Origin of the sequence: Bacillus sp. FJAT-45350, assembly GCF_002335805.1 — a bacterium.
In the GTDB taxonomy this organism is placed as follows: Bacteria; Bacillota; Bacilli; order Bacillales; family NISU01; genus FJAT-45350.
Window position 1 is genome coordinate 2,803,274 of the sequence record NZ_NISU01000001.1, and the last position, 26,990, is coordinate 2,830,263.

At 34.7% G+C, this 26,990-nt stretch carries 22 protein-coding genes and 1 pseudogene; 5 read left to right on the plus strand and 18 right to left on the minus strand.

Annotation, left to right across the window (positions count from 1 at the left end; all coding sequences use genetic code 11):
* Nucleotides 1-200 precede the first annotated feature (200 nt).
* The 8 genes from CD003_RS14090 to CD003_RS14125 form a co-directional block, all read right to left on the minus strand.
* The gene (locus CD003_RS14090) at nucleotides 201-473 is read right to left on the minus strand and encodes a phosphocarrier protein HPr (RefSeq protein WP_096201718.1); all 273 of its coding nucleotides are present in this window, start codon (nucleotides 471-473) and stop codon (nucleotides 201-203) included.
* A gap of 69 nt (nucleotides 474-542) precedes the next feature.
* Nucleotides 543-2,414, minus strand: a complete 1,872-nt coding sequence (locus CD003_RS14095) for a PTS fructose transporter subunit IIABC (RefSeq protein WP_096201719.1) — start codon at nucleotides 2,412-2,414, stop codon at nucleotides 543-545.
* A 2-nt stretch (nucleotides 2,415-2,416) separates the two neighbouring features.
* Complete coding sequence (gene pfkB, locus CD003_RS14100) at nucleotides 2,417-3,343, minus strand: 1-phosphofructokinase (protein WP_096201720.1); 927 nt, start codon at nucleotides 3,341-3,343, stop codon at nucleotides 2,417-2,419.
* Entirely contained in the window at nucleotides 3,340-4,092 is a 753-nt protein-coding gene (locus CD003_RS14105) for a DeoR/GlpR family DNA-binding transcription regulator (RefSeq protein WP_096201721.1), read from the minus strand. Before CD003_RS14105 ends, pfkB begins: the two co-directional genes overlap by 4 nt.
* Nucleotides 4,093-4,305: 213 nt before the next feature.
* Nucleotides 4,306-5,286 carry a siderophore ABC transporter substrate-binding protein gene (locus tag CD003_RS14110; protein WP_096201722.1) on the minus strand — a complete coding sequence of 327 codons (981 nt, stop codon included), beginning with the start codon at nucleotides 5,284-5,286 and terminating at the stop codon, nucleotides 4,306-4,308.
* Between the two features lie 817 nt (nucleotides 5,287-6,103).
* Nucleotides 6,104-6,859 carry an iron ABC transporter ATP-binding protein gene (locus CD003_RS14115; RefSeq protein WP_096201723.1) on the minus strand — a complete coding sequence of 252 codons (756 nt, stop codon included), beginning with the start codon at nucleotides 6,857-6,859 and terminating at the stop codon, nucleotides 6,104-6,106.
* Nucleotides 6,853-7,803 (minus strand): iron chelate uptake ABC transporter family permease subunit, encoded by a 951-nt coding sequence (locus tag CD003_RS14120; RefSeq protein WP_096201724.1) that lies wholly within the window; start codon nucleotides 7,801-7,803, stop codon nucleotides 6,853-6,855. The genes CD003_RS14115 and CD003_RS14120 overlap by 7 nt, the downstream gene beginning before the upstream one ends.
* On the minus strand, nucleotides 7,796-8,746 hold the full coding sequence (locus CD003_RS14125) for an ABC transporter permease (RefSeq protein ID WP_096201725.1): 951 nt from the start codon (nucleotides 8,744-8,746) through the stop codon (nucleotides 7,796-7,798). The genes CD003_RS14120 and CD003_RS14125 overlap by 8 nt, the downstream gene beginning before the upstream one ends.
* A gap of 430 nt (nucleotides 8,747-9,176) precedes the next feature.
* On the opposite strand from CD003_RS14125, the gene CD003_RS14130 reads away from it, so the two are divergent.
* A protein-coding gene (locus CD003_RS14130) for an IS3 family transposase (protein WP_096199207.1) occupies nucleotides 9,177-10,339 on the plus strand; the annotation gives its coding sequence in 2 pieces (ribosomal slippage) (nucleotides 9,177-9,453 and nucleotides 9,453-10,339; 1,164 coding nt in all).
* Between the two features lie 54 nt (nucleotides 10,340-10,393).
* Here the strand turns inward: CD003_RS14130 and CD003_RS14135 are convergent.
* Both CD003_RS14135 and CD003_RS14140 read right to left on the minus strand, forming a co-directional pair.
* Nucleotides 10,394-10,837 carry a MarR family winged helix-turn-helix transcriptional regulator gene (locus tag CD003_RS14135; RefSeq protein ID WP_096201726.1) on the minus strand — a complete coding sequence of 148 codons (444 nt, stop codon included), beginning with the start codon at nucleotides 10,835-10,837 and terminating at the stop codon, nucleotides 10,394-10,396.
* A 126-nt stretch (nucleotides 10,838-10,963) separates the two neighbouring features.
* The gene (locus CD003_RS14140) at nucleotides 10,964-12,166 is read right to left on the minus strand and encodes a chromate transporter (protein WP_096202358.1); all 1,203 of its coding nucleotides are present in this window, start codon (nucleotides 12,164-12,166) and stop codon (nucleotides 10,964-10,966) included.
* A 270-nt stretch (nucleotides 12,167-12,436) separates the two neighbouring features.
* Between CD003_RS14140 and CD003_RS21940 the strand changes: the two genes are divergently transcribed.
* Both CD003_RS21940 and CD003_RS21945 read left to right on the plus strand, forming a co-directional pair.
* Nucleotides 12,437-12,580 (plus strand): hypothetical protein, encoded by a 144-nt coding sequence (locus CD003_RS21940; protein WP_179295559.1) that lies wholly within the window; start codon nucleotides 12,437-12,439, stop codon nucleotides 12,578-12,580.
* A 186-nt stretch (nucleotides 12,581-12,766) separates the two neighbouring features.
* On the plus strand, nucleotides 12,767-12,910 hold the full coding sequence (locus CD003_RS21945; RefSeq protein WP_179295560.1) for a hypothetical protein: 144 nt from the start codon (nucleotides 12,767-12,769) through the stop codon (nucleotides 12,908-12,910).
* Nucleotides 12,911-13,046: 136 nt separating this feature from the next.
* Here CD003_RS21945 and CD003_RS22715 read toward each other — a convergent pair whose 3' ends face one another.
* The 5 genes and pseudogenes from CD003_RS22715 to CD003_RS14160 form a co-directional block, all read right to left on the minus strand.
* Nucleotides 13,047-13,994 (minus strand): methyl-accepting chemotaxis protein, encoded by a 948-nt coding sequence (locus CD003_RS22715; protein ID WP_373558575.1) that lies wholly within the window; start codon nucleotides 13,992-13,994, stop codon nucleotides 13,047-13,049.
* A pseudogene (locus tag CD003_RS22720) lies at nucleotides 13,995-14,894 on the minus strand (cache domain-containing sensor histidine kinase); the annotation flags it as partial. It abuts the gene before it with no gap.
* 352 nt (nucleotides 14,895-15,246) lie between these two features.
* Nucleotides 15,247-17,862, minus strand: coding sequence for an EAL domain-containing protein (locus CD003_RS14150; protein WP_179295561.1), 2,616 nt, complete (start codon nucleotides 17,860-17,862; stop codon nucleotides 15,247-15,249).
* Nucleotides 17,863-18,073: 211 nt separating this feature from the next.
* On the minus strand, nucleotides 18,074-19,363 hold the full coding sequence (locus CD003_RS14155) for a methyl-accepting chemotaxis protein (RefSeq protein WP_096201729.1): 1,290 nt from the start codon (nucleotides 19,361-19,363) through the stop codon (nucleotides 18,074-18,076).
* A 29-nt stretch (nucleotides 19,364-19,392) separates the two neighbouring features.
* Nucleotides 19,393-21,090, minus strand: a complete 1,698-nt coding sequence (locus CD003_RS14160) for an EAL domain-containing protein (RefSeq protein WP_096201730.1) — start codon at nucleotides 21,088-21,090, stop codon at nucleotides 19,393-19,395.
* Between the two features lie 229 nt (nucleotides 21,091-21,319).
* Here CD003_RS14160 and CD003_RS14165 point away from each other — a divergent pair, with 229 nt between their 5' ends.
* The gene (locus tag CD003_RS14165; RefSeq protein ID WP_096201731.1) at nucleotides 21,320-21,820 is read left to right on the plus strand and encodes a YiiX/YebB-like N1pC/P60 family cysteine hydrolase; all 501 of its coding nucleotides are present in this window, start codon (nucleotides 21,320-21,322) and stop codon (nucleotides 21,818-21,820) included.
* Nucleotides 21,821-21,894: 74 nt separating this feature from the next.
* Here the strand turns inward: CD003_RS14165 and CD003_RS14170 are convergent, their stop codons facing one another.
* On the minus strand, nucleotides 21,895-23,301 hold the full coding sequence (locus CD003_RS14170; protein ID WP_096201732.1) for a hypothetical protein: 1,407 nt from the start codon (nucleotides 23,299-23,301) through the stop codon (nucleotides 21,895-21,897).
* 560 nt (nucleotides 23,302-23,861) lie between these two features.
* On the opposite strand from CD003_RS14170, the gene CD003_RS14175 reads away from it, so the two are divergent.
* Nucleotides 23,862-24,416 carry a CBO0543 family protein gene (locus CD003_RS14175; protein ID WP_096201733.1) on the plus strand — a complete coding sequence of 185 codons (555 nt, stop codon included), beginning with the start codon at nucleotides 23,862-23,864 and terminating at the stop codon, nucleotides 24,414-24,416.
* A 196-nt stretch (nucleotides 24,417-24,612) separates the two neighbouring features.
* Here the strand turns inward: CD003_RS14175 and CD003_RS14180 are convergent, their stop codons facing one another.
* Both CD003_RS14180 and CD003_RS14185 read right to left on the minus strand, forming a co-directional pair.
* Nucleotides 24,613-25,002: a PilZ domain-containing protein gene (locus CD003_RS14180; protein ID WP_096201734.1), complete on the minus strand. Its 390-nt coding sequence runs from the start codon at nucleotides 25,000-25,002 to the stop codon at nucleotides 24,613-24,615.
* Nucleotides 25,003-25,441: 439 nt separating this feature from the next.
* Entirely contained in the window at nucleotides 25,442-26,980 is a 1,539-nt protein-coding gene (locus CD003_RS14185) for a S41 family peptidase (protein WP_096201735.1), read from the minus strand.
* Nucleotides 26,981-26,990: the final 10 nt, after the last annotated feature.

Below are 26,990 nucleotides of genomic sequence, written 5' to 3' on the forward strand. Positions count from 1 at the left end.
GTAAAGTAATGACTAAATGTCTCTTTTTAAGACAAGAGGGGTATACGTTATGATTATGGAATATATAGAGGAATTAATTCAGCAAGCAGATGAGCTTTTATCTAAAGTTAAATACCAAGGGAATAATGATATTATTAGTTAAAAACGTATGTAAAAGGCACAGGGATTATCAATCTCTGTGCCTTCGACTAATTCTAGATTTATTTACTTACACCTAAGTCCGTGCTAACGATTGATTGTTCTACTGCTGCTAACGCTTCAACTTCGTCAGCACCATCAGCTGTAATTATTACTTCTGCACCACTTGGTACTCCAAGAGACATAACGCCCATAATTGATTTTAAGTTGACAGCCTTACCTTTGTACTCAATCGTCACTTCACTTTCGAAATTACTAATTGATTGGACAAGAACTGTTGCTGGACGAGCGTGTAATCCTGAATCTGCTGTAATACTAAATGTTTTTTCTACCATTATAATCACCTTCCAAATTTATTATAAGTTGCTGTCTCAAGCATTTCTCTGAGGCAGCCTCAATTTAATTTATTCTTTCGCATCCTTTTTCCATAGACCTAGCATTAATGCTGTTACTAGAGCACCAATAGCTATCGCTACTAAATATAATAATGCGCTTCCGTATACTAACGGGATAACAAACACTCCACCATGAGGTGCTGGTAAACCAATACCGAACATCATCGTTAATGCACCCGCTACTGCAGAACCTACAATGATTGAAGGAATTACGCGACCAGGGTCAGCTGCTGCAAATGGTATTGCTCCTTCGGTAATAAATGAAAGTCCCATTACATAATTTGTTTTCCCTGCGTCCTGTTCTTTCTTTGTGAACTTCTTCTTAAAGAATGTTGTTGCTAGAGCAATACCTAATGGAGGAACCATTCCACCAGCCATAATTGCTGCATGTGGTGCAAAGTTTCCTGCATCAATCATCGCAATACCAAACGTGAATGCTGCTTTATTAATTGGACCACCCATATCAACTGCCATCATTCCACCTAAGATTAGTCCAAGTAATACAAGGTTTCCTGTACCCATTCCACCCAACCATGACTCTAAACGAGTATTTAGTGCTACAACTGGATCGATAATAATATACAACATCACCATACCTGTAATTAAAATACCGAATACAGGATAAAGTAATACAGGCTTAATACCTTCTAATGAACGTGGTAAACCACTGAATGCTTTTACTAAACCTAATACAACATAACCTGCTAAGAAACCTGCAAGTAAACCACCTAAGAATCCAGCACCACCACTGGCAGCCATCAGACCACCAACCATACCAGGTGCAAAACCAGGACGACCAGCAATACTACTAGCTATAAACCCAGCAAGGACAGGAATCATAAGACCAAATGCATTTCCACCACCAATGGTCATTAACGCATCAGCAAGTGGATGATATGACTCATGGTCAGGATCAACTGCATTGATACCAAAAATGAATGAAAGTGCGATTAGAATACCGCCCCCAACTACGAATGGAAGCATGTTCGAAACACCATTCATGATGTGCTTATAAAAGCCTGACTTCCCTTTACTTTCACCATCATCACTTTGTTGTTTTGAACCATATGCGCTATAGATTGAAGCCTTTTGGTTACTAGCCTTTTCAAGCAACTCAGCTGGCTTACGTATCGCCTGAGCAACAGGCACTTGAATGACATGCTTGCCATCAAAACGATCCATCTCAACTTGAGTATCAGCAGCAACAATAATTGCGACGGCATCCTTAATATCTGCTGCTGTTAACGCATTACCTACTCCACTAGAACCATTTGTTTCTACCTTAACTTCTAAGCCCATCTCTTTTGCTTTCTCTTTCAAAGCATCAGCTGCCATATACGTATGAGCAATTCCAGTAGGACATGCCGTTACAGCTAAAATTTTCCCCTTGCTTGAAGTTGTTGGTGTTTCCTCTTCAGTATCTTCTTCTGCTTCCTTCGCATTGATAGCTTCAATAACTTCATTCACTGAATTTGCGCTTTCAAGCTTTTTACGGAATTCTTTATCCATTAAAAATGAAGATAAGCGCGATAATGTTTGTAAATGTGCATTATTTGCTCCTTCACTTGCTGCAATCATGAAGAACAAATGACTAGGTTGTCCATCTAGTGCTTCATAATCAATACCGGCCTTTGAACGACCAAATGCAATCGCAGGAGTTTTCACAGCACTTGTTTTTGCATGAGGAATTGCAATCCCTTCTCCAATTCCCGTTGTGCTCTGTGCTTCTCTTTCTAAAATTGCATCTTTAAATTTTCGTCTATCTTCTAGCTTTCCTGCTGAATCTAGCTTTCTAACTAATTCATCAATAACAGCTTCTTTTGAATTTGCCTGGAGGTTCAGTTCAATCGTTTCTGCTTTTAACAAATCTGTTATTCTCATAATTAACGTCCCCCTTCTCTAATAGTTTCAACCTTAATTTCTGGTAAAAGCTGTTCGACTATATCTACTTTTGCCAAATCTCCTGAAAATGCTGTTCCACTTCCTGAAGCGATACTATACTTAAATGCTGCTAAAAAATCATTCTCTTGTATATACGAAGCGAGAAAGCCAGCAACCATAGAATCACCTGCACCAACAGAGTTTTTCAATTCCCCTTTTGGAACATTCGCAAATGCAGTTATCTCTTTATTAATAAGTAGAGCTCCTTCGCCCCCTAAAGAAACGATGATATTTTCAGGACCCATATCAAGCAATCTCTCACCATACTCTATCGCTTCCTCAACAGAGGAAATTTCAGCGTTAAACAAATCACCTAGCTCATGTTGGTTAGGTTTAATTAAGAACGGACGATATGGTAGCACTGCTTCTAATGCCTGACCTGATGTATCAACGATGAACGGAATGTTCTTATCTTTACAAAGTTTGATAAGTGATAGATAAAAGTCTATCGATATAGATGAAGGTAAACTGCCCGCAAGGACGAATATATCTCCATCCATTAATTCGTTGACCTTTGCAAGTAACTCATCCTGTTGTACTTCATTTATAGAAGGTCCTTGACCGTTAATCTCCGTTTCTACACCTGTTTTCAACTTAATGTTTACTCTTGTCTGTTGTTCAGTTGCAATAAACTGCTCCTGAATTCCCTCCGCTTGTAGGAAATCACGTATATACCCACCAGTGAAACCACCTATATAACCTAATACAGTACTTTCCTGCCCTAAATTCTTTAGCACTCGTGAAACATTAATTCCTTTTCCACCTGGATAAAATGAGGTCGCTTTTGTCCTATTTAACGCACCTAACTGTAGTTCATCTAATTCAACAAGATAATCTATTGAAGGACTTAAAGTACATGTGTAAATCATGATGTCACAACCTTTATCGTTGTAAGTTGTTTAAAGTCAGCTAAAATTTCTGTGTCCGTTTCATCTGTAATAATGGTTGATTCTTTAATGCTCGCTATTTTAGAGAAGGTAACCTCATGCAATTTCGTATGGTCACCAAGGATATAACTCTCTTGCGATAAATCAATTGCTTTTTTCTTAATTAACGCTTCTTCTGGGTCTGGTGTTGTATAGCCATATTCTAAATGAACACCATTCACACCGATAAAGCTCTTATCAAATCGATACTGGCTAATACCTTCCATTGCTCCCCTACCAATTAGTGCCTTCGTTTTTTGCTTTAGATAGCCACCAATTAAATAGGTTTCAATCCCTTTTCCAAGCAATGCCTCTAAATGCGTTATACCATTTGTTACAACTTTAATATCATTAGCATCAATATAAGGAATCATATGAAAAGCTGTCGTACCTGCATCAAGATAAATGCAATCACCATCTTGAATGAGAGAAGCAGCATATTTAGCTATTTGTTCTTTTTCTTGTAAGTTCTTTGTTGATTTTTCAGCAATACTTAGCTCAATTCCCTTTTGATTTAAAAGGGATGCACCACCATGAACTCTTTTTAGTTTCTTTTGGAGCTCAAGCTGACTTAAATCTCTTCGTATTGTCGATTCTGATGAGTTCGTCGCATCAACAAATTCTTGTAATTTTACAACTTTATTTTCCTGCAGTAATCCTAATATTATTTGGTGTCTCTCTTCCGTTAGCAAAGAATCACCTCCTGTGAAAATCCTTTAACTTTCTTATGAGCTAATCATAACGTAAGCCCTTACAAAAATCAATCATAATCATTCAAAATCAATCAAATATAGTCATCAAATTATTAGAAACAACCACTAACAATCAAATTAAACTACAAACTATTAAAGAAAACTAAAAAAGAGTTATCACCATATCATTGGCAATAACCCTTCCTTATAAACTTATTCTAATGCTCCTTCGATTGCTTTCGCCATTTCAGAAACTGAAACTAATCCACCACCAGCTAAATACCAGTAGTTAGGGTCTAAGTACGTAATGTTTCCATTTTGAAATGCTTTTGTATTTTGTACTAATTCATTTTCAATTGTGTCTTGTGCAGCTGCATCTCCACCTTCAACAACAGCACCTCTATCTACAACAAATAAATGATCAGGATTTTGTTCAACAATGTATTCAAAAGAAACGTTCATACCATGTGTAGATACTTCAATGTTTTCATCAACTGCTACTAAACCAAATACATCGTGAAGAATTCCAAAACGTGAACCAGGACCATATGCACTAATGTTTCCTTCGTTCGCTAACACGACTAACGCATTACCTGCAGACGTTGCTTTCTCTTGTACATTAGCGATAGTAGCTTCAATTTGAGCTAATTCACTTTCAATTTCTGCTTCTTTGTTGAAGATTTCACCTAATAATTCCATATTGTGAGTAAAAGATTCCATATAATTTGCATTATCAATTGCCATATAAACTGTTGGACCAAGCTTCGTTAATTCACCATATAATTCTTGTTGTCTACCAGAGATAACAATTAAATCTGGAGAGATTTCAGCAATTTTTTCAAAATCAGGCTCTTTTAAGCTACCTACATTTTCATACTTTGCATCTTCATATTGTGATAAATATGGAGGAATGTTTGCTTGTGGTATACCTACTACATCTACACCTAATTTATCTAATGAATCTAATACACCAAAGTCAAATACAACCACTTTTTCTGGATTAATAGAAACGGTTGTTTCACCTAATTGGTGTGTAATTGTTAATTCTGTTGGTACGTCATCAACTACTTCTGTTTCTTCTTCAACTGGCTCTGGAGCTTCTTCGCTTGTGCCCCCTGTTTCTTCTGAACCGCAAGCAGCTAACATTAACGTTACTAGCATTGCTACTAGGACTAATAATAAATTTTTCTTCATTATTCCTACCCCTTATAAATATATTTTTTATTGTAAAGTTACTTTGTAAGATTATTTGATTGAATAAGTGATCAGGTTATTCAATCATTAACCCTTCCAAACCAACAATTTACCAAGTTAATACACTATCAAAAGATTGAAAATGAATTCCTAAAACAGATAATACTGAATATCATTATCAATGTTTAGTAAAAAAAATAAGAGACATTATTCTCCATTGATAGACGGTGTAAATACACCGCTTCTGAAATATACTTCGCTTTCAGCGGGAAGCTGTTGCCTCTTTTCAAAAGCTTGCTATGAGTGGTTTTCTCATAGCAAGTTCGCAACGTTCGGAGTCATTACCGCTTCTTGAATCGTCTAGATTGGACTGTTTGTTTCAGTGCCCTCGCTAGCGCACTGTGGGGTCTCAACGTTGCTTTTCATCCCACAGGAGTCTACGTATATTTCATCCGCTAAGTCTGTCCTTCGTTCTTTTTCTCGGCTAAAAGATAAAAGGCCTTTTTTTAGTTACTTATGAAAGTATTATCACTGATGGCAATGGCTCCCTTCGTTGCGCGTTACCTGACAAGAAAAACACTTATCAGATAACTTAATACATGGCAACGACTTCGCTCATTGCTTAGTACATAAGAAAAAGGTACAAACCAACCTTTTTTAGTTACTTATGAAAGTATTATCACTGATGGCAATGGCTCCCTTCGTTGCGCGTTAACTGACAAGAAAAACACTTATCAGTTAACTTGAAACATGGCAACGATTCCGCTCATTGCTTAGTACATAAGAAAAAGGTACAAACCAACCTTTTTCTAATGTACTAAAAATACACACAGATTCTATTTTGGTTGATGTTCTCGATGTGAATGTCCATATCATAGATGTCCTTAAGGACGGCTGGATTAATGATTTCAGGTGTTGTTCCTTGAGCTACAATCTTTCCATCTCGTAATGCTACGATATGGTCCGAATAACAGGATGCAAAGTTAATATCATGTATAACGATGATAACTGTTTTTCCAAGCTCATCTACTAGTTTCCTTAATACTTGCATAATCTGGACAGAATGCTTCATATCCAAGTTATTAAGTGGCTCATCTAAAAACACATATTCAGTATCTTGTGCAATAACCATTGAGATGAAGGCTCTTTGTCTTTGGCCTCCACTTAATTGGTCGAGAAATTTATCCTCCATATCTTGCAATTCCATATACTTAATTGCTTGATTCACATGCTTCCAATCTTCTTGCGTCAAATTCCCTTGTGAATATGGGAATCTACCAAAAGAAACTAAATCCTTAACCGTCAAACGTACATTCAGGTGATTGGACTGTTTCAGAATTGATAATTTTTTCGCAAGGTCACTACTCTTACAGTCACTTAATTCCTGATTATCAATATAGATTTGACCGTTGTCCTTTGAAATCAATCGGCTAACCATAGATAGAAGTGTACTTTTTCCAGCACCATTCGGACCGATAAATGAAGTAATTGTTCCTTTTTTCACTTCTACGGAAACATCCTCAACAACTTTCTTGTTTCCGTATTTTTTTGTAACTTCTTTAACAACTACCATGATTTATTCCCCCTTAGTAATAGGTATATGAAATACACACCACCGATAAAGTTGATAATGACACTGATTGTTGTGGAGAATGTAAATACTCTTTCTACTAGAAATTGACCACTTACCAATGCCACAATACTGACTAAGATAGAACCAACAATGAGATAGCTATGTTTATATGTTTTCAAAAATTCATAGGTTACATTCGCCACAAGGAGTCCTAAGAATGTAATAGGACCAACTAAGGCAGTTGAGATAGACACTAATACAGCGACTACAATCAGAAGTCGTTTCACGACATGTTCGTAGTCAACGCCTAAGTTCACTGCTTCATCTCTTCCTAACGATAGAACGTCTAGAAACTTGATATATTTCCATGAAAGAGCTGTTACTAATGCAAAGATAATAATTGTTAACCACAAAATATCTGTATTAATATTATTAAAACTAGCAAACATACGGTCTTGCACAACAAAGAATTCATTAGGGTCAATTAGTACTTGCATGAAAGTAGAGATACTTGAAAATAACGTACCAAGTACAATCCCTACTAATAGTAAGAAGTAAATGTTCCTTCCCTCTCTATTAAATAGTAGCTTGTAGAACAAACTAGCAAATATCACCATTAGTACAGCAGAAATTAGGAAATTAACATGTTTATTCATCACTAGAAAACTAGCAGAACTAAATACAAAGATTAAAAATGTCTGAATTAATAAGTAAAGTGAATCTAACCCTATGATACTTGGTGTTAAGATACGATTATTTGTTATTGTTTGAAAAACTACGGTTGAAAATGCAATCGCAGCTCCAGTAATAATAATCGCAAGGACAATCGCTCCCCTTCTCGGAAGTATATACGCTAAATTACTACCAAGGTTATAGAAGATAAATAGTCCCGAAAACAGTAATGCTAATATGAAGAGAATGATTAATTTTGTTTTGTTACTCATAGGCTTTTCTCCTCATAAGTAAGTATAGAAATATGCCACTTCCAATGACGCCTACCGTTGTACCGATTGGTATTTCATAAGGATAAATTACCAAACGTCCTAGTACGTCACAGAATAAGACGAAGACAGCACCTAGTAAAGCTGTATGAGGAAGGTTCTTCTTCAAATTATCTCCGTTATAAATGCTTACAATATTAGGAATAATCAACCCAAGAAACGGGATCATTCCTACAGTTAGTAAAACAACAGAAGTGATAGCAGCAACAATAATTAAACCAATGTTTACGACTCTCTTATAATTAAGCCCTAGATTAATAGAAAATTCCTCACCCATCCCTGCAACCGTAAACCTATTGGCATAAAGGTACGCAATGAGCATGAGCGGAATACTTATGTATAAAAGTTCGTACCTTCCTTTAATAATTAGTGAAAAGTTCCCTTGTAGCCAAGATGACATGTTTTGGATCAAATCATTTTTATATGCAAAAAATGTTGTAATCGATCCTACGATACTTCCAAACATGAGACCAACAAGAGGGATGAAAATAACATCCTTATATTTCACCTTCTCCAGAATCTTCATAAAAATAAGCGTACCTGCTAATGCAAAAGCAAAAGCAACTAACATTTTTACAAATGGGCTTGCTGAAGCAAAAAGCATAAGTGAAACCAATACTCCTAATCTTGCAGAGTCCAGCGTACCTGCTGTCGTTGGAGAAACAAATTTGTTTCTCGTAAGCTGCTGCATAATTAACCCACAAATCGCCATACTAACTCCGGCAATTATAATACTTGCTAAGCGAGGAAAACGACTAACAAATAAAATTTGAGCTTGCTCTTCACTTAAATTAAAGATGTCTAATGGACTTACATTCGTGACACCTATAAATAAAGATGAAATAGATAGAATGATTAATGCGATGACTAAATAAGCTATTCTCATAATTCTCCTACGCTTTCTTGTACAGAAATTTACTATTACAAGGAGAAAATGATAATTATTTTTGAATGCAAAAATTAGGGGTTTACACATCAAATCATTGATAACAATTATCATTATCTCAATTGAAATTATATCTCCGTTGATAACAATTGTCAATATCATTTATAAAACTTATTGTTTAGACAACTACTTTTTAAAATTTATTAACGTAATTAAGTACTGATAAATATAGATATATCTTATTTCAACACAAATAAATTTAATTGATAACAGATATCATTGTTTAAGCAATTACTATTGAGTAGAAAAATAAATAAAAAACACTCTACGCTTCAATTGAAGCGTTAGACTAACCTAAATTATTGGGACACTATAAAACACCTTCGAAATGGTACACTTAAAAAAAGTACTATTCGGAGGTGTTTTTTGCATGGGCAAAAACGTATATTCAAATGAAGTGAAATGGGCAGTTGTTAAAGATAAGATGAGTGGGCAATTCACAAATAGAGAAATCATGGAGAAGTATGGAGTTAAAAATGTCTCTCAAATTAAAACATGGATGAAATGGTATCGTGAAAATCAGGTTCATAGATTCGATCAGCCGATAGGCAAACAGTATTCGTATGGTCATGGGCCTGACAATCAAAATGATGAAGAAAGAAAAGAACGACAAATGATGCATTTAAAACAAGAGAATGAAATCTTAAAAAAGTATTTGGAGATCGAAAAGGAGTTGAAAAAGAAATAGTCCTCCAACTAGTAGATACATTACGCAAAAAATATACTGTTTCAGCCATCTTATTAGCTTTAAATGTTCCAAGAGCTACTTATTACCGCTGGGCTTCTTCACAATCAATCAAATTGTCCGTGGAGGAGGAAACGATTATTTCCCTTTGCGAAGAAACGAAATATCGCTATGGGCATCGTAAAATTAAAGAGCTGTTAAAGCGTAAGTACCATATAAAGTTAAACCGTAATACAGTTCAACGGATCATGCAGAAGTATCACTTGCAATGCAGAGTAAAGCAGAAGAGGAAGTGGAAATCTCAAGGAGAATCTGTGATTGTGGCTCCGAACTTATTACAACGAGAGTTTTATGCAATCAAACCTAACCAAAAATGGGTAACCGATATTACCTACATTCAATATGGTCCAAACACTCTGTATTTATCAACAATAATGGATTTATTTAATAACCAAATCGTCGCTTACAAGATCTATACTCACCAACAAATCCCTTTAGTTGTCGATACATTGAATGAAGCATTACAAAAAAGAGGAAACCCAAAAGGGGTTATCATTCATTCAGATCAAGGAACTGTCTATACTTCCTATGCTTATCAAAACCTAATAAAAGAGAAGAATTTAGTGAGTAGTATGTCACGTAGGGGAAACTGTTGGGACAATGCAGTAATAGAATCTTTTCACTCTAACCTAAAATCAGAGGAATTTCAGTATGTTAAATTTAATTCGTTATCTTTAGAAGAAGTTAAAGAGCGTGTAGACGAATTTATGAGGTATTATAATGAAGAGCGTATCCAAGAGAAGTTAGGCTACCACACACCAAAAGAATTTGGTAATATGGCAGCCTAAGAAGGTGTTTTATTACTGTCTCAAATGACTAGGTCAGTCTACGTAGAGTGTTTTTTATTCTGAGAGATTACTATCTATCCTAGCCAGAACGCTGAGAAAAATTCCTAACTCGTCCTCATTAATTCCTGAGGATATTTGTTCTATCGTTTTTTGTGCTTGTTCGATTAACCCTACTTGCAACTTCTTCCCTTTAGGTGTTAGAAAAATCATATTCGTCCGCTTATCCACAGGATGCGGTACACGCATAACCAATTCCCTTTTCACCATATTATTAATTAACCTTGAAATACTTGGTGAATCTTTTTTGGTTAACGTAGCTAATCGGTTTTGAGTTAGTCCATCCTCTTCCCATAACCGAATCATAATTGACCATTGGTCGTGTGTTACAGGCAGATTATTATCTTTAAAGTTTTTATTCAAGCGATTTGTTACTAATCGAGCTGTATTATTTATCCTATAACCAATTGATTCTGCCAAGATATAGTCGCGGTAATCCATATGATTCCTCTATTCTATCACGATTTATTATCTTGATCGTACATGAACGATTATCTATCTTCAAGTAGTATTTAAAAGGATGCCTAATTAGGTAACTCTCTCCTAAACAGGCATCCTCATTCAAACTCAAAATACTGTTATAAAACTTAATAACAACCCACCAATGGCGCCAGTTAATACGATTACCCAAGGTGGTAGCTTCCAGAAAACTAGCATGCTAAATAATATAGCTCCAAATACAAAATCGATTGTAGTTAAGATAGAACTAGTCCAAATCGGTTGGTAAAGAGCTGCAATTAAGATACCGACTACTGCAGCATTAACACCCATTAGTGCACCCTTCACTTTAGTATTGCGGCGCAACGTATCCCAAAATGGTAACGTTCCTAAAATAAGAAGAAATGCTGGTAGAAAGATAGCAATTGTCGCTATTAATCCGCCTTTCCATCCATTCATCACCGCTCCAATATACGCAGCAAATGTAAAAAGTGGACCTGGTACGGCTTGAGCAGCACCATACCCTGCAAGGAACTGTTCCTCACTCAACCATCCAGTTGGAACAAATTCACGTTCAAGCAATGGTAATACAACATGCCCTCCACCAAATACAAGAGAACCAGCACGATAAAAGCTATCAAACATAGCTACCCAGCTTAGGGCTGTCGCTTCTCTAACAATTGGAAGTAAGATAAGTAATCCGAAGAATAGAGTTAAACAGATACTACCGAAACGTCGACTGACCGGAAATTTCACTTCAGACTTATCATCTACTGGCTGTTGTTTATATAAAAGATACCCAATAAATCCAGCTACTAAAATTACAGCTACCTGAGTAAAAGCAGTCTGCCATAGTAACGTTAGCACAATTGCACCTAAAGCAATTGTCTTTCTTTGTAAATCAGGGGTTAAATTTTTAGCCATCCCTAGTATTGCATGAGCAACAACGACAACTGCAACAATTTTTAACCCATGAATCCAGCCTGCATCTGTAAATCCAAACGACTGAAGTAATAAAGCGAAGATAATAAGCGCTACAACAGAAGGTAGTGTAAACCCGATAAAGGAAACAATCCCTCCTACTATACCAGCCCTCATCACTCCTATACCGATTCCGACCTGACTACTAGCCGGTCCAGGTAAGAACTGACATAAGGCAACTAAGTCTGCATAACTCTTTTCATCCATCCACTTTCTTCTGCGAATATACTCATCATGAAAATACCCTAAATGTGCAATTGGTCCACCAAATGATGTGAAACCGAGTCTAGTTGATACTATTAAAATTTCAAGTAACGACTTGATGCTTATATTTTTCTGTCGAGGTTCCATGTACGCTCCTTTCAATTTTTATCACACCTATAGTATAATCTTTCTTCTCTTGTTGTATCAAACTAAGCTATCTTGTTCAACTAGTTATAAAAATTCTTAATAAAATCTTTATAAACTTCACAAACTTATTTCATATAAAAGCAAAATATTCATGTTGAAATATGTTTTTTTATAAAAAAATATCTTAATATTCCTTATTCACTGTGCACTAAGCTTCATTCCTGTTATTATGACAGTGCAAATGCCAAATCATCTGAGGAGGTCTTCTTTGTGAAAAAGCTTTTACTTACTGGAGCTATGACATTATTCGCTACAAGTTTACTAGTAGGTTGTGGAGATACAACACCAAATAATGAACCAGATGAAAGTGATTTTTTAGATGAATCAGAGGTTGAGGTTGAAGTATTTGATTAAACGTGGATTTTGAAGATATTTGTGTCCCTCATAGTATTGAGGGACTTTTTCAAGTGTAATTTTGACGTTTGTTTGTAGGATTTTCTGTCGCACCGAATGATTTTTCTCCACTTTACTAGTACATTTAAGACGTACTGTACTGACACTTTCAAAATTATAATACGTATGGAACCGGAGGAGATATTCATGTCTGTTGAAGTCGGAACTTATGCAATCCATAAAGGTGAAGAAGGTATTATTCTTTGGGATTATCATAATGGACAGTGTGAATTTAAGGAAATTGATACAAACAAAATAATTGTAGTTAATGTAATTGATTTAATTTCTTAATCCCTTTGTTATCACTTTATTCCTAAAAAAGGTTTGTCCCAATAGGTTAATTTATACCTTTTGAGACAAACCTGAGCCGATGTATCATACGGAGCTATTACTATTATTTTCATTTTTATGGCTCTATTTCTAGAAGCTATAGTTTATACTTTTTCGTCTCTTCCTGAAGCTCATCAGCTAGGTTCGTTAAGGAATTAGCCGACGACGTTATTTCTTCCATTGAAGCCAACTGTTCTTCTGAAGCAGATGATATGCTTTCTAAACTCGTCAAGCTATTTTGAGCAATATCTGAGAAGTTATCTACCGCTTCTACCGCACGAAGTGAATCGGCAGAAATCGAACTAGATAAATTAGATACTTCCTTAATTTGTGTAGCTACTTTACGAGCTGCATCTTGAATTTCTTCAAATAATTGACCCGCATTATTTACACTTATAATTCCTTCATTCACTTCTTCTGTCGTCTTTTCATTTGCTTGAACAGCCTCTTCAGTCTTACTCTGGATCGTTCGGATAAGACCAGTGATCTGTTTCGCATTTTTTGATGAAATTTCTGCTAATTTACGTACTTCTGATGCAACGACCGCGAACCCTTTACCGTGCTCACCTGCACGAGCAGATTCTATTGCAGCATTTAAAGCAAGTAAATTCGTCTGTTCTGAGATGTTCGTAATAACACCAATGATTTGACCGATTTCCTGTGAGTATTGCCCGAGTTCAGAGATCGAATCCCCTAACCCTTGAACTGATTCATTAATGTCTCCCATTTTTCTAACCGCTGTTTGGATAGATTGCTCACCCTCAGAGGACTTTTCAGAAGCAAAATTAGCTTGAGTGGAGGAAGACTCTGCATGTTGAACTACATTAGAAATCCTCTCATTCATGTTATTCATTGTCTCTGATAGTTCATTAACAATTCTTACTTGCTCATCTACCCCTAACGAAATTTCTTCCATCGAATTAGATACTGCTTCCGTTCCTAATGTTGTTTGCTCAGCACTTGCTGTAAGCTGTTGCGCCGAACTAGCCAAGTGATCCGATGAAAAGCTTACTGAATTAAGAATTGAGCTAAAGGAATCTAACATTTTATTAAAACTAGATGCAACAATACCAATTTCATCATTTGACTTACTAATTGCACGTACTGACAAATCGCCATTACTAACTATTTCCGATACTTCCTTTAAATGATCTAACGGTCTTGTAATGGATTTTATAACAAAGTTTGCAATAATAATTCCAGCAAAAATCGCACTAATAATAACCACCATCGTAGTATTAAATATAGGAGCTGCACTTTGTTCGATTTCATCTTCATTGATTGTACTTCCCACAGTCCATCCTGTTAATTCATTCGTGACAAATGTACTTCTCTTAGATTGTCCATTATGATTCACATAATTAAATTGACCACTATCACTTGCAGTAATGTATACTCCCCAATCGGCATCGATTGGTTCACCAATTTCAAGCTCCGGATGAACAACTGGTACATTATTATGATCGAGAATATAGACAAACCCTTCCTCACCAATTGTTATACTAGATACAATCTCTTGAAAGTCTGTTAAATCCATTTGTAATCCAACAACTCCGGATAAATCGTGAATTGCTTTAGAAATAGTGATTACCATACTTCCTGTAGAGATTGCTATGTATGGGTCTGTAATACTCACTGAATCAGGTGCATTCATCGCTCCTTCATACCATGGTCGAGTACGAGGATCGAACCCTTCCGATTCTGGCCCAGGATTTGGTTGACGAATCATTTCTCCTTCTTTAGTTCCTAAGTAAGCAAAGTCAAGTTGAGGATGATTGACTACATAGTCATCTAATATTTGACGAACCTGAGGGCTTTCCCAACCATTATAAAGTTCCTCTTTTATTAATTTTGACAAAAAATCGGCTTCTGCCATCTTACTTGAAATCATTTCATCCAATTTTTGACTAACTATATTCGTATTCCCCATTGCTCCATCCATCATTTGATGTTCCAATGTATCTTTTGCAGTTTGATAAGATATCGTTCCAATGACTAGCGATGGAATAATCAATAGTAATAAAAATGTTAATAGTAATTTCTTTTTTAAGTTCACTCTAATCTCTCCCTTGTTGAATACACATAGCTTTTCTTTCTAGTATTCATTATTAATAGTACATGAGTTATGAATGTTGTTATGTGATTAATCTCACGTTTCGACAAAAATTTATATTTTTTTCAAACATTACTAATGTTCTTTTACAACCTTTTACTAATGAATTCTTTTTATAATTGGTAATAAAGCAAAATAAATAGGCTACCGGAAAAGCATCCGGTAACCTATCAAGCAAGACTTTTTACTGTTTGTTGTTAATATAACTATATTTATCTTCCGTAATAAATTTATTCTTCTGAACGAGTGTTATATTATGCGATTGAGCCTTTAGTTGTTTTACTAATGAGTCAAGATGCGCCCTATCACTTTCTTCTATTATAAATTCAAAGCCATATAACTTCGTGTTACCTACATCCTCTTTCGCCCACACTACATGCCCTAGTAAGGTAATTTCTTCTCCTACTATAGTGGTTGAAATCCCTAGTATAATTTCTCTACTAATTGAGAATTGCAAGTTAGAAAGAAAGCGTAGTCCGCCAGTCCCAATGTCTTCTATTAAAATTAGATTCGTACCAATACTTACTTTCTTGTCTCCAATTAGGGTAATAGTGATATTAGCCTCGAGTGGAGATGGTAAGTTCACACGAAAGAACTTTCTTTGATCATAGAATGGAATTTCCTCTTCAGTAACCGCTTGTTTGTCGATTACTTTCTTTTCCAATAATAATTTAAACGAGCATTCATCAACTGGCTTACTATATAAGTACCCTTGAATCTCATCACAATTCATTCCACGCAAAAGAGCTAGCTGGTCGGTCGTCTCGACGCCTTCCGCAACAGTTTTAAGTTTTAACTTTTGAGCTAGTTGTAACACCGCTTCAATGATTTCTCTACTGTTGTCATTTTGATCAATATCCTTTACAAAATGTCTATCAATCTTAATGACGTCTATATCATATTGATTCAAATAAAATAGTGATGAATATCCTGTTCCAAAATCATCAATAGCAATGCTAAAGCCAAGACTTTTTAGCCCTTGAATCGTCATTCTAAAAAGCTCTTCGTTTTCAAGTAATGTTGTCTCAGTTATTTCAAATTCAAGAAATTTTGTATCGATATTATTTGTTTTAACATAGGTTTCTATATTTTTTATGAAATCCTTTTGTAAAAACTGAATTGGTGACAAATTAATGGAAAGCTTAATCAGTGGTAAATTTTGCGCCTTCCAATTTAATTGTTGTTCACACACCTTCTTAAATATCCAATCTCCTAACGGAATAATTGCACCACTTTTCTCTGCTAGTGTAATAAACTCAAACGGAGAAACTAGGCCCCATTTAGGATGATTCCATCTAACTAATGCCTCTGCCCCAATAATTTCATTAGTCTTACCATGAATACGTGGCTGGTAAAAGACTTCGAATTGCTCCTTCTGTATGGCTCTTTTTAAATCATTTAAAAGACTATACGCTTTATACGTTTCTATGTTTTTGTTAGGGACCCAAATGTAATAACAGTTCTTCCCATTTTTCTTCGCTGTATCTTTTGCCAACTTAGCATTTCTTATTAGCTCATCTAACGTAGTCGTAGGTTCATACAGCGTACTAATCCCTACACTAATTGTGATATCTAACTCATAGCTTTTTACAATAAATTCGTCAACGAACAAATCTATTAACTGCTGGGCAAAGCTTTCTATATCAATTGGTTTATTCACTAATATTATAAAGCGATCACCAACTTCCCTAGCGACAAATACATTTTGTTCAACAATCGTATTTAATCTATAAGTCACTTGCTTTAAAATTTCATCCCCTAACGATAGTCCGAGTAAATCATTAACAAACTTAAAATTATCAAGGTCTAAGTAAAATAAAACTATAGAAGATTCATTTCCTTGTTTTGTTACCATTTTATGAAAATAGTCTTCAAACTGTTTTTGGTTAGGTAATCCCGTCAAATTGTCATAGTAGCCAAAATGCTGGATCATATCCTGCAGTTTCTTTTTTTCTGTTATATCACTATAATTAACCACTATCCCTCTTACACTTTTAACATTTAGTTTATTTTCAACAACTACATTGCAGTAGCACCATTCCCCTGTTGCTTTCTCTATCATTAATTCACATTCGAAGGGAAACCCAGGTGTTTTTAATGCTTGTTGAAATACACTCTGTGCTTTTTGAATATAATTAGGATGAATCATATCAAAACAACTCTTACCAAGTAAATCTTCTAAATTATAACCAAAAACCGGTTCAAGAGACTCGCTTTGATATGTGATAATACCATTTTCATCTAGAAGGGCAATGACTTCATGAGAATTTTTTATTAAATTATTAAATTGTTTTTTATAGTTTTTAATTCTTTCTATCTTTTCAATCTCTTCAAGTTTTTTTTGTTCTGTTATATCTGTACGGATCGATAGATATTGATATGGCTTGCCTTCCTCATTTAGAAAGGGGACAATGACAGTATGAACCCAATAATATGTACCGTCCTTAGCCTTATTCTTTACCTCACCCTTCCAAATTTGCCCATGACTAATTGTTCGCCATAAGTCTTGAAAAAATTCTTTCGAGTGATAGCCAGAGTTTACAACTTTATGCGTTTTGCCTATTAACTCTTCTTTAGTATATTTGGATAACTTACAAAATTTTTTATTTACATTAATAATTACACCCTTCGCATCAGTTATTGCCACTATTGACGCTTGGTCTAGCGCGTATTTTATATCTTCAAGTTCATTTATCTCTTTTTTGTTTTCGACTTTTTTTAGAGAGTCTATGTTTTTCACTATTTTTTTTTGTAGTTTCGAACTTGCTGTTTTTACTAACGTCTTTACATAGTTTTGCATAGTAGCCCTCCGAAAAATATTTACCTTTTTCACTATACATATAGTATAAAACATTTTTTGTTTATCACAATAGTTTTTTTGTAAGTTTTTGTCGCTTACTGATATTTCTTAAAATTAATCACACTTTTTAAGGTAAAGGATATATTAAAAAGAGCTATATACAAGATAACGATTGTATATAGCTCTAAGTAAAGTTTATTTAACTAAAAGATTATACGTTATTACCATCTTCTAGTTCTTCTATATTCTTAATTAATCCTTTAACCTCTTTATTTGAATTAGTAATCATTTCTTCGATTCCCTCTTGAATAGATGTGTAGTCTTGAAGTAATGATTTATTCCTTGAAATACTTGTTTCTTTTGAGTGTTGAGTGATTGCTGAAATTTCCTGTGAATTAGCTGAAATTTCCTCCATCGATGAATAAACGTCATTGATATTAATTGAGAAGCTTTGCATTTGTTCTAGTATTTGATCAAGATTTTCATGAACAGCAGAAAACATTTTACTTCCTTCTTTAATCTCATCTCTGTCATCTTTCATTGAACTAGCAACAAATTGTACATCCTTATTGACTGAATTAATTGTTACTGATATTTGATTTGTAGCATCAAGTGAATGCTCCGCTAGTTGGCGTACTTCAGCTGCAACAACAGAAAATCCTTTTCCATGCTCACCAGCTCTTGCGGCTTCAATACTTGCATTTAGCGCTAAGAGATTTGTTTGGTCAGCTATCCCTTTTATTAAATCAACGATACTTTCAATTTCCTTCATTTTAGTTGTAAGGCCCCTAACAAGCGTAGCTGTGCCTTTGGATTCATTTTGTATTGTGTCGATTTGTTCTGATATATTCTGTAATGACTCCTGAATTGTTGATGCAAATTGACCAGTTTTTGTTGAACTATCATTAATACTTTCAATAGTAAAAGTTGTTTTATCTATTGCACTTGAAATATCTAGCACGATTTCACTCGTTTTATCAAATGTGTCAGTTACTTCCTCGTTACTTTTACTTAAAGATTCAAATAGCTTACGCTGATTAGTATTTTTATCTTTTAGTTTGTCAAATTTTTCTTTAAACGCTTGGGATTTTTCTACTACAATAGTAGATTGCTGATGAGATTCTTCCCGATAATGGTTTAAATTATCTGCAAGAGCTGATACATTCTTTGCCAGCATACCTACCTCATCATCCCACTTATCTTTCAACCTTACTACATTAAAGTTACCTTTATTAATTTCATTAAGTGAGTTATTAATCTTGTCAATCCTTTTTGTAATAAAAAGGTTCGAAAACACTAATACCAATATTGGAATTGTTAATAGCTGTATTAGTAGATTTAAGCTAGCAACCAGACCACCATTAGTGACTTCGTAATAACTTAGGAGTGTATACAAAAAACCAGATATAGGTGCCCCAATCAAGCTACTAACAACTACAATAAGAAGTAATTTAAAACGAATTGTTTTTATAAATTTTATTTTCTTTAATGATAAATCCATATATACACAATATCCTTTCAATTTTAAATCTAGTAATGATTATTTTTCGTTAAATAGCGTTCTATATCATCATGTGATAATGGCTTACTATAATAGTAGCCTTGCACCTCATCACAATCTAATTGCTTTAAATATGCAAGTTCCTCTTCAGTCTCAACACCTTCTGCTATAACGCTTAACCCAAGGCCTTTTCCCATTCTAATAATAGCTTCTGTGATTGCTTGATTATCAGTATTTTCACTAATATTTTGTATGAAAGAACGGTCGATTTTAAGCTTATTAATAGGGAATTTTTTTAAATAATCAAACGAACAATACCCTGTTCCAAAGTCATCGATATTAACTTTAACTCCCAACTCTTTTAATGACTGAAAACAATCGATAACATTTTCTTTAGTCCCTAGTGCTGCAATTTCAGTAATTTCAATCTCTAACAGAGTCGGATCTAGTCTCGTTTCATTTAATATTTCTTTTATCTTATCAACTATATTTGGTTGTTGAAATTGTTTAGCAGTGAAGTTTACAGACATTTTCAACGGAGTAAATCCTTGATCTATCCATGATTGATTTTGTAAACAGGCTGTTTGTAGCACCCATTCACCAATAGGTAGTATTAACCCAGATTTCTCTGCAATCGGAATAAACTTTGCTGGTGAAATTGCACCTAATTCAGTATGGTGCCAACGAATTAATGCTTCAACACCAATAATTTTTCCAGCCTTTACTTCTATTTGTGGCTGATAATATAGAAGAAAGTCTTCCTTTTTTATTGCATTTCGCAGTTCATTTTCGATAGTAAAGAGGTTAAAATTTTGATGAGACATAGTAGGAGTGTAGAATTTATAGTTACTTCTTCCACTTCTTTTCACTTCATATGTTGCAGTATCAGCTTGTTGCACTAAAGATTCTGCATTATTACCGTGTAACGGATACAAACTAATTCCAATACTCATTGTCAAATAAACCATTGACCCGTCAATCTCAAAGGGTTCTCTGAATGCAGCAACAATTTTTTCAGCCACCAGTTCTGCTTCTTGTTGATTAACGTTAGGAAGTAAAATAGTAAATTCATCACTGATATTTCTACTTAATGTTACATTTTCCGAAAGACAACCTTTTAATCTTTTACTTACTTGTACTAATAATGAGTCCCCTACTTGATTTCCAAGGGTACTATTGATTTTCTTAAAGCCATCGCAATCACAAAACATTACAGCCAAATTTTGATTATGTAATTGTGCATAGGTCATTGCAAGACTAAGTCTTCTATTAAATAGGACTTTATTTGGTAAACCTGTCAAATCATCATAAAAGGCAAGAAACTCAATTCTCTCGTCTTTCAACCTACTCTGTGTGATATTTTGTAATGATATCATTTGTACAATAGAGCCTTTTAATGGGTAAGGACTAGATTTCATCTTGAAATAAATATTTGTACCATCTTTCTTCATACCGACAAACTCATGACTTTCCTGTTGTACGCCCATTTGTAAGAGCTTTTTCACCCTTTCCTTATCAGTTGGTGCAACAAAGTCAAAGAACGATCTATTTACTATCTCTTCAAGTTTATAGCCAGTAATCCCCAAGAATGTATCATCAGCTTTAATGACTTTTCCTTTATCATGAATAATAATGCCATCGAATGTGTTTTCTAATACCGTTTCTAATTGAAGCTTCGTTTCACTGTTTATTTCAAATTTTGTTGTACTCCCCTTTTTGTTATTCATTTTCTAACTCTCCTCGGATCATTTATATACTACTTTATTACTATTATACTATACTCACAGTGTAAATACCTTTTTTATTCATTTATCCTAATATACTGAATGTTTCAAGGCATATTCATTTTTAATAAAACTGGAGTCATTAATTTAAACTGTGTGCATAGATATAGTAATCTACCAAAAAAATCCAAATGTTATTCTAATAATGAAAAAGTCACGGGGGGAATGAATCATGGAAAACAACTTAGACTCAGTAAAAATAGAGACTGGAGATATTATCTTTGTAAAACAAAACGACCTTACTAGCCTACTAATACGTTGGCTAGAAAAATCCCCCTATTCTCATGTTGCTATAGCTATCAACTCAAATGAAATTATAGAGGCTGATATTCTCAGAAGAGTGAAAATCAGGAAAATGAAGTACACTTCTTTCAAAGTCATGAGAGTCGATTTAAATGTTAGTCAAAAAAAACTGCTTATTTCTTGTGCAAAAACCTTTATTAATAACAAGTATAATTATAAAGGTGCTATTAAATGGTTTTTTAGATTGATTATAAATAGAAAGGATGATAGAGATTTACCACAGCGAGTTTATTGTAGCGAATTGGTCGATTATATATATCGCTGTGTAGGAATCGTATTTTATCCTGAGCGAGCTCCTGGTGATGTTCTGCCATCAGATTTATTAAATTCTCCTTTAGTAAAGGAAGCCGCACGAGAAACAAAAAAGTAAGTGAATTGGTACTCAATACACCGGTTCACTTACTTTTTTTATTATACTTAAATTTATAGAAAGCTTTCCAATAATTAAAATAGCGTTAATAGCTGGATATATAACAAACCAACAATAAGTAGACTTACCCCAAACAGTATATTCCAACGAAAACCGTTTTCTGCTACACTTCGCCCATTTAAGCTGCTTATTAGAAGTAACGGAACTGTGACTGGCGCAATCACTAGCGTTACTGAAACGCCTAAAAGTAAGGATAGTGCTATTAAATCTGGTGGATAGCCACCAGGGATATTAACTAAAATACCTGAAAGTAAAATCATCGCAGGGATAGGTGGAAAACCACAAAAACCTAGCAATATAACAATGAACGTTAAAGCTACAAGAATATTGATATTCAGTAACTCTACCCCAGCCAGAAAGTATTCAAATAAGACATGGCCATATCCTGTTTCCTTTAATGTTCCAACTAATAAACCAGCTGATAATATAAGTCCGATTTCCTTTTTCTTTTTCCCTATGTCAACCTTCACCAATTTAACCCATAGGCTTTTATATTGAGACATTGATTTACTACTTATGAAATAAAGAGTTGTTACGATGACTACTACAACAGGTACAGCGAGAAGTATATCCATATGTAACAGCTGATTAGACATGAAAATACCGACCATTAAAAATGATAGCCAGAACAAGAACTTCCCTACTAACCCATCGAGGCTTTCACCTGATTTAATCGTGAGGTCAGGTATCACATCTACTGTAATTTGTTTACGTTTTAATTGCACACGATAGATAAGAATGCTTATTACAAAGCCAATACAAGCTAATCCAAATCCTTTAACAACTGTAGGTAAGAGGGGAGCATTTGTTCCTGCAATCCCATAAGCAAATGCTGGGTGGACAACTGTCCATAATACAGTGATTGTAAAGCCCTGCATGATTGCAGTCCCCATTGTAAAATCCCATGCGTCTTGTTCTACGGATGGCTTTTTCTCATCACGAAACATTTGATAAACAAAAGCAATCCCACCTAACGTCATAAATGAAGCAATGAAATGGGTTAAGCCCGATACAATAGCAAAAAAACGAACAGGTGTTGTAATCCACTTCTTTCCTATATTCATAAGTGCTTTCACATATGGTCTATGCCCGATAATCCAACTTACAAGGCTAATCAAAATAATTAACGGAATAATAGCACTCATTTCCCGTAACCCTATCCATAAAACAATAGGAGAAGACGAGGTAATATTAATTACTAAGACAGACAATCCTATTAAAATAATTGGTAGAATTAGATTGCGTTTCGGTATTACTAGAAAAACAGAAACTAGCAGAAGGAATCCCATCATTGATACTAAACCAAAGATAAATGGTTCCTTCCATATGGTTGATACGAAATATAAGCCAATAAACGATACAAGTGCAGCAATAAATAGTTTATTAACAAACCAAACTAATCTACTTTGCCCCTCACTCATCTCTTCCACTTCTTCCTATGATTAATTCAAACTGATTTTTCCTGTTCTTCAGATGTTATGCCTTCCAAACTTAGTTTAGTCAATCTTTCGACTAATAGAAAGTGTTACGACTTGGTTGCGAGTGACTGTAAAAGTGTGGTTTTCACTTTTTCGGTCCACTTAAAGTAATGCGCGTAGCCGATGCCTCTTTTAAAAAGCTTGCTACGAGCGGTTTTCTCGTACCAAGCGTGCAACGCGCGAAGCCATTACCACTTCTTGAATCATCTATTTTGTACTTTTTCAGCGCCCTCCTTGGTTGCTTCTTTGGTTATTTCAAAAAGACATGGCAACTGTCGACCAGTTAGCATGTCTTTTTAAAGCAGTAATTTAGTTATTCTATATCCTCTATATGCGTCGCACAGTTTCTTCCGTTTGACTTAGATGGATAGAGCGCTTTGTCTGCTTGTAACTTATTTATAATCCCTCAAATAACTCTTCAACTAACAAGTCTGCTGCCATTTGTTTATCCATGAATAAAAAGCTGAAAAAATTAACATTCTAATTATAGGATGTGGTTTTATATGGAACAAGAATGGAATACAATCATCGAACTTCGTAAACAAACATGGGAACTACACTATAACTATTGGCTTACTGAAACGTTATTCTCTTTTAACTGGTGGTTACTTTTAACGACGACGTTTCTATTCTTTATAATATGGATTTTTGTATTAGACAAAAGTAGACTATTGGAAATTATGACTTATGGTCTTCTAGTTTCAACCATAGCATTCATATTAGATTTAATCGGAATTACCATGGTGTTATGGTCATATCCTGATCGCTTGACACCTCTTATGGCACCTATCTTAGAAATTCATAAAATGCATATGCCTGTTATCTTCATGATAATTTATCAGTATTTTCACAGTTGGAGATCATTTATCACTGTTATGACGTTAACTTCTGGCATATTTGCATTTGCTTTAGAGCCACTATTAATATGGCTACAAATATACGAAATACATAATTGGCGTTACATCTATTCATTTCCTCTTTATATTATTATAGGAGTATTCCTTAAATGGCTAATTGGTAAATTAAAGAGTGTTGAAAGTAAGCATAAACTCCTATAAAGCAATTAATTGCTGTTGAAGAGGCCGCTGAAAAAGTGTGATTTTCACTTTTTCAGCGGCCTTTAAGTAATGCGCGAAGCCGTTGCCTCTTTTCAAAAGCGTGCAACGTGCGGAGCCATTACCACTTCTCGAATCGTCTAGATTGGACTTTTTCAGTGGCCTCCGTTTTTGACCTTCTGTCCCAACCTCACTTTTTTTACTTATTCACACCCATATTTTTAACTACCGCAATTCCTTTTGAATAAATCTTTAATTCCTCAATCATTTGTCTTTGTAACACTTTATCACTGATGAAATCGACTCCATACGAATAATCACCACTTATATTTTCTTTTTTCCATGCTAAAAGACCAGTTATTTTCAACTCATTATTATTTAATATAAAAACAACCTCAACTTTAATTTCCTGGTTTAAAGGTATCGAAATGGGGGTAGTCAGTTTCAGACCGCCTTCGCTTAAATCATATATACTAGCTTTCCCCGGTTTACTTTGAACATCTTTGTTTCCGACCTTTAATATTCGAAACGAACAAGCAACAGGCTCTTCAAATTGATATCGAAATCCGTCTTGTCTTCTATATCTCATATCCAAACTCCCTATATATAAAGTTTTTTCTTTCTGAATTATAATTCTATTTTCACTGTTTGATTAGTGACTTTTAGTCATTGCTAAAAAATAGCACTTATTCATCTGGTTAGAACGTACTAATGACATGAAATATGAATTTTGTTATTATGTACTTAAAAAATTCTATATGTTATAACAATTGTCCTTAAACCTATTTCTATAAAGCAAATTCAAAAAGAAAAGGAAAAAATACGTACCATTATTATAATTAATAAAGAGGTGGTTCCAAAAGTCATGATGACTTTTAGGACCACCCCTTTTGTATATAATCCCTTTCACAACATGTTGGTAGATTACTACTTAGACTTACTAGTGAACTATTTTCAGGAAAAGCAAAGCTTTTTTTCATATACCTTACACTTTAATTTTTTTAACAAAGTTTGATATATTATCTTCATTATCTCTTCGTATTTTCCTTGATAAAAGTAAGGATTCGTTGCTCTGCTTTTTCAGGATGTACCCATATATCTGGCTGAATTCCGACTGCTTCTTTCTCCAATAAATCAGGATTGTAGTTAAAATATGTAGGAACTGACATTGCTACGTTCGTATGAGGTAGTTGCCATATGAGGGCGTTCCCACTAATTATCGCTCCCTTTGTATTCATCCCTATAACTGTGGTATTGTTTGCTTGCTTTAATTGTGCGACTAAATGTTCCGCTGCTGATGCTGTATTGTTATCGATTAATATAAAAATATGTGTGTCATTATCTTTTACTGTTTTGAACGGCTTTTCTTCTACTTCCCAATAAGGTTCTTCTAACGAATCAAATTTCTCCACACGAAACAAATCAGTAAAGTCATCCTCAAATGTCTGTGAAGCAACCCCTTGTTCCTTTAAATAATCGATTGTATCTGTTACAAGTGCCAAATTCGTTTTTGAAAACAGGTGATTCGATTGTGAACTCCAGCTTATAGGCTCTCCAAAAAATTCCTCTAACCACTTTTCTACTAGAATTACACTCCCACCTTCATTTCCTCGTACATCCAAAACAAAATAAGGCTCACGACTTAAGTGCTTGGCAGAATCTATGATATCGTAATAATCAACTGGAGCACCTTCAAAAGCAAACATCGTTCTCAATTGAAACCATGGTACGCCCTCTTTTTCTGATAAAGAAAGACGGTCTCCTAACCTAAAGTTCGGTAATGCCTTTGCCTCTGGCCTCAGCCTAATTGTCTCAATCTGGGCGCCATCTCCCTCTTGAAAAACGATTTCCCACACTCTTTCAGAATCAGTTAAATAGCTTGAGAAAGCCCCTGGTATATACACTATCTCTCCGTTATCATTTAGACTTGGTTTTAAATAAGACGAAACCTCTTCGTCCCCATTAATAGAAGCTAGTTTCACAGCTTCTCTTCCTATTAACCAAAACTCACCACTGGTATCTTTATTAAAGCGAAAGTGCTCGGACACAAAAAAGGAATAGTCGTTACTTTCCATAGGAGAATGGTTAATCTGAAGATGTGTGTCACTTATAAAATCATAATGACTTCTTAATAGATTACTAAATTGAATCGAAGACAACTGCACTCCATCTTCTAACTCTCTTAAATGGTCAATTAAGCCATCTCTAGCATCTTGAAAAGCTTTGTCTCCACCCATATATTCATATAAAGCATACATATATTTCATAGCTAAATGAAAGACTTCAACATCCTCTATCAATTGTTTCTTTGTAAAGGAAGAGTCAGTATTACTATTCGTAATTCGTAAGTTTTGTATCATCTCTTCTGATAATTCATCTTCATCATTCATTAAAAAATCATATCTTGGGTCTGGTAACTCATCAAAAGAATGCTCTGTATAAAAGCGGTTATGTTCCGCAACCAATTCTAAAGATATAAGTGCATCATCGTTTAACGGTGGATTACTTGAGCAACCAACAAGTAATAGAGAAATTGATCCTACTACTAGATTACGTAATTTCCTCATTCAATCACCT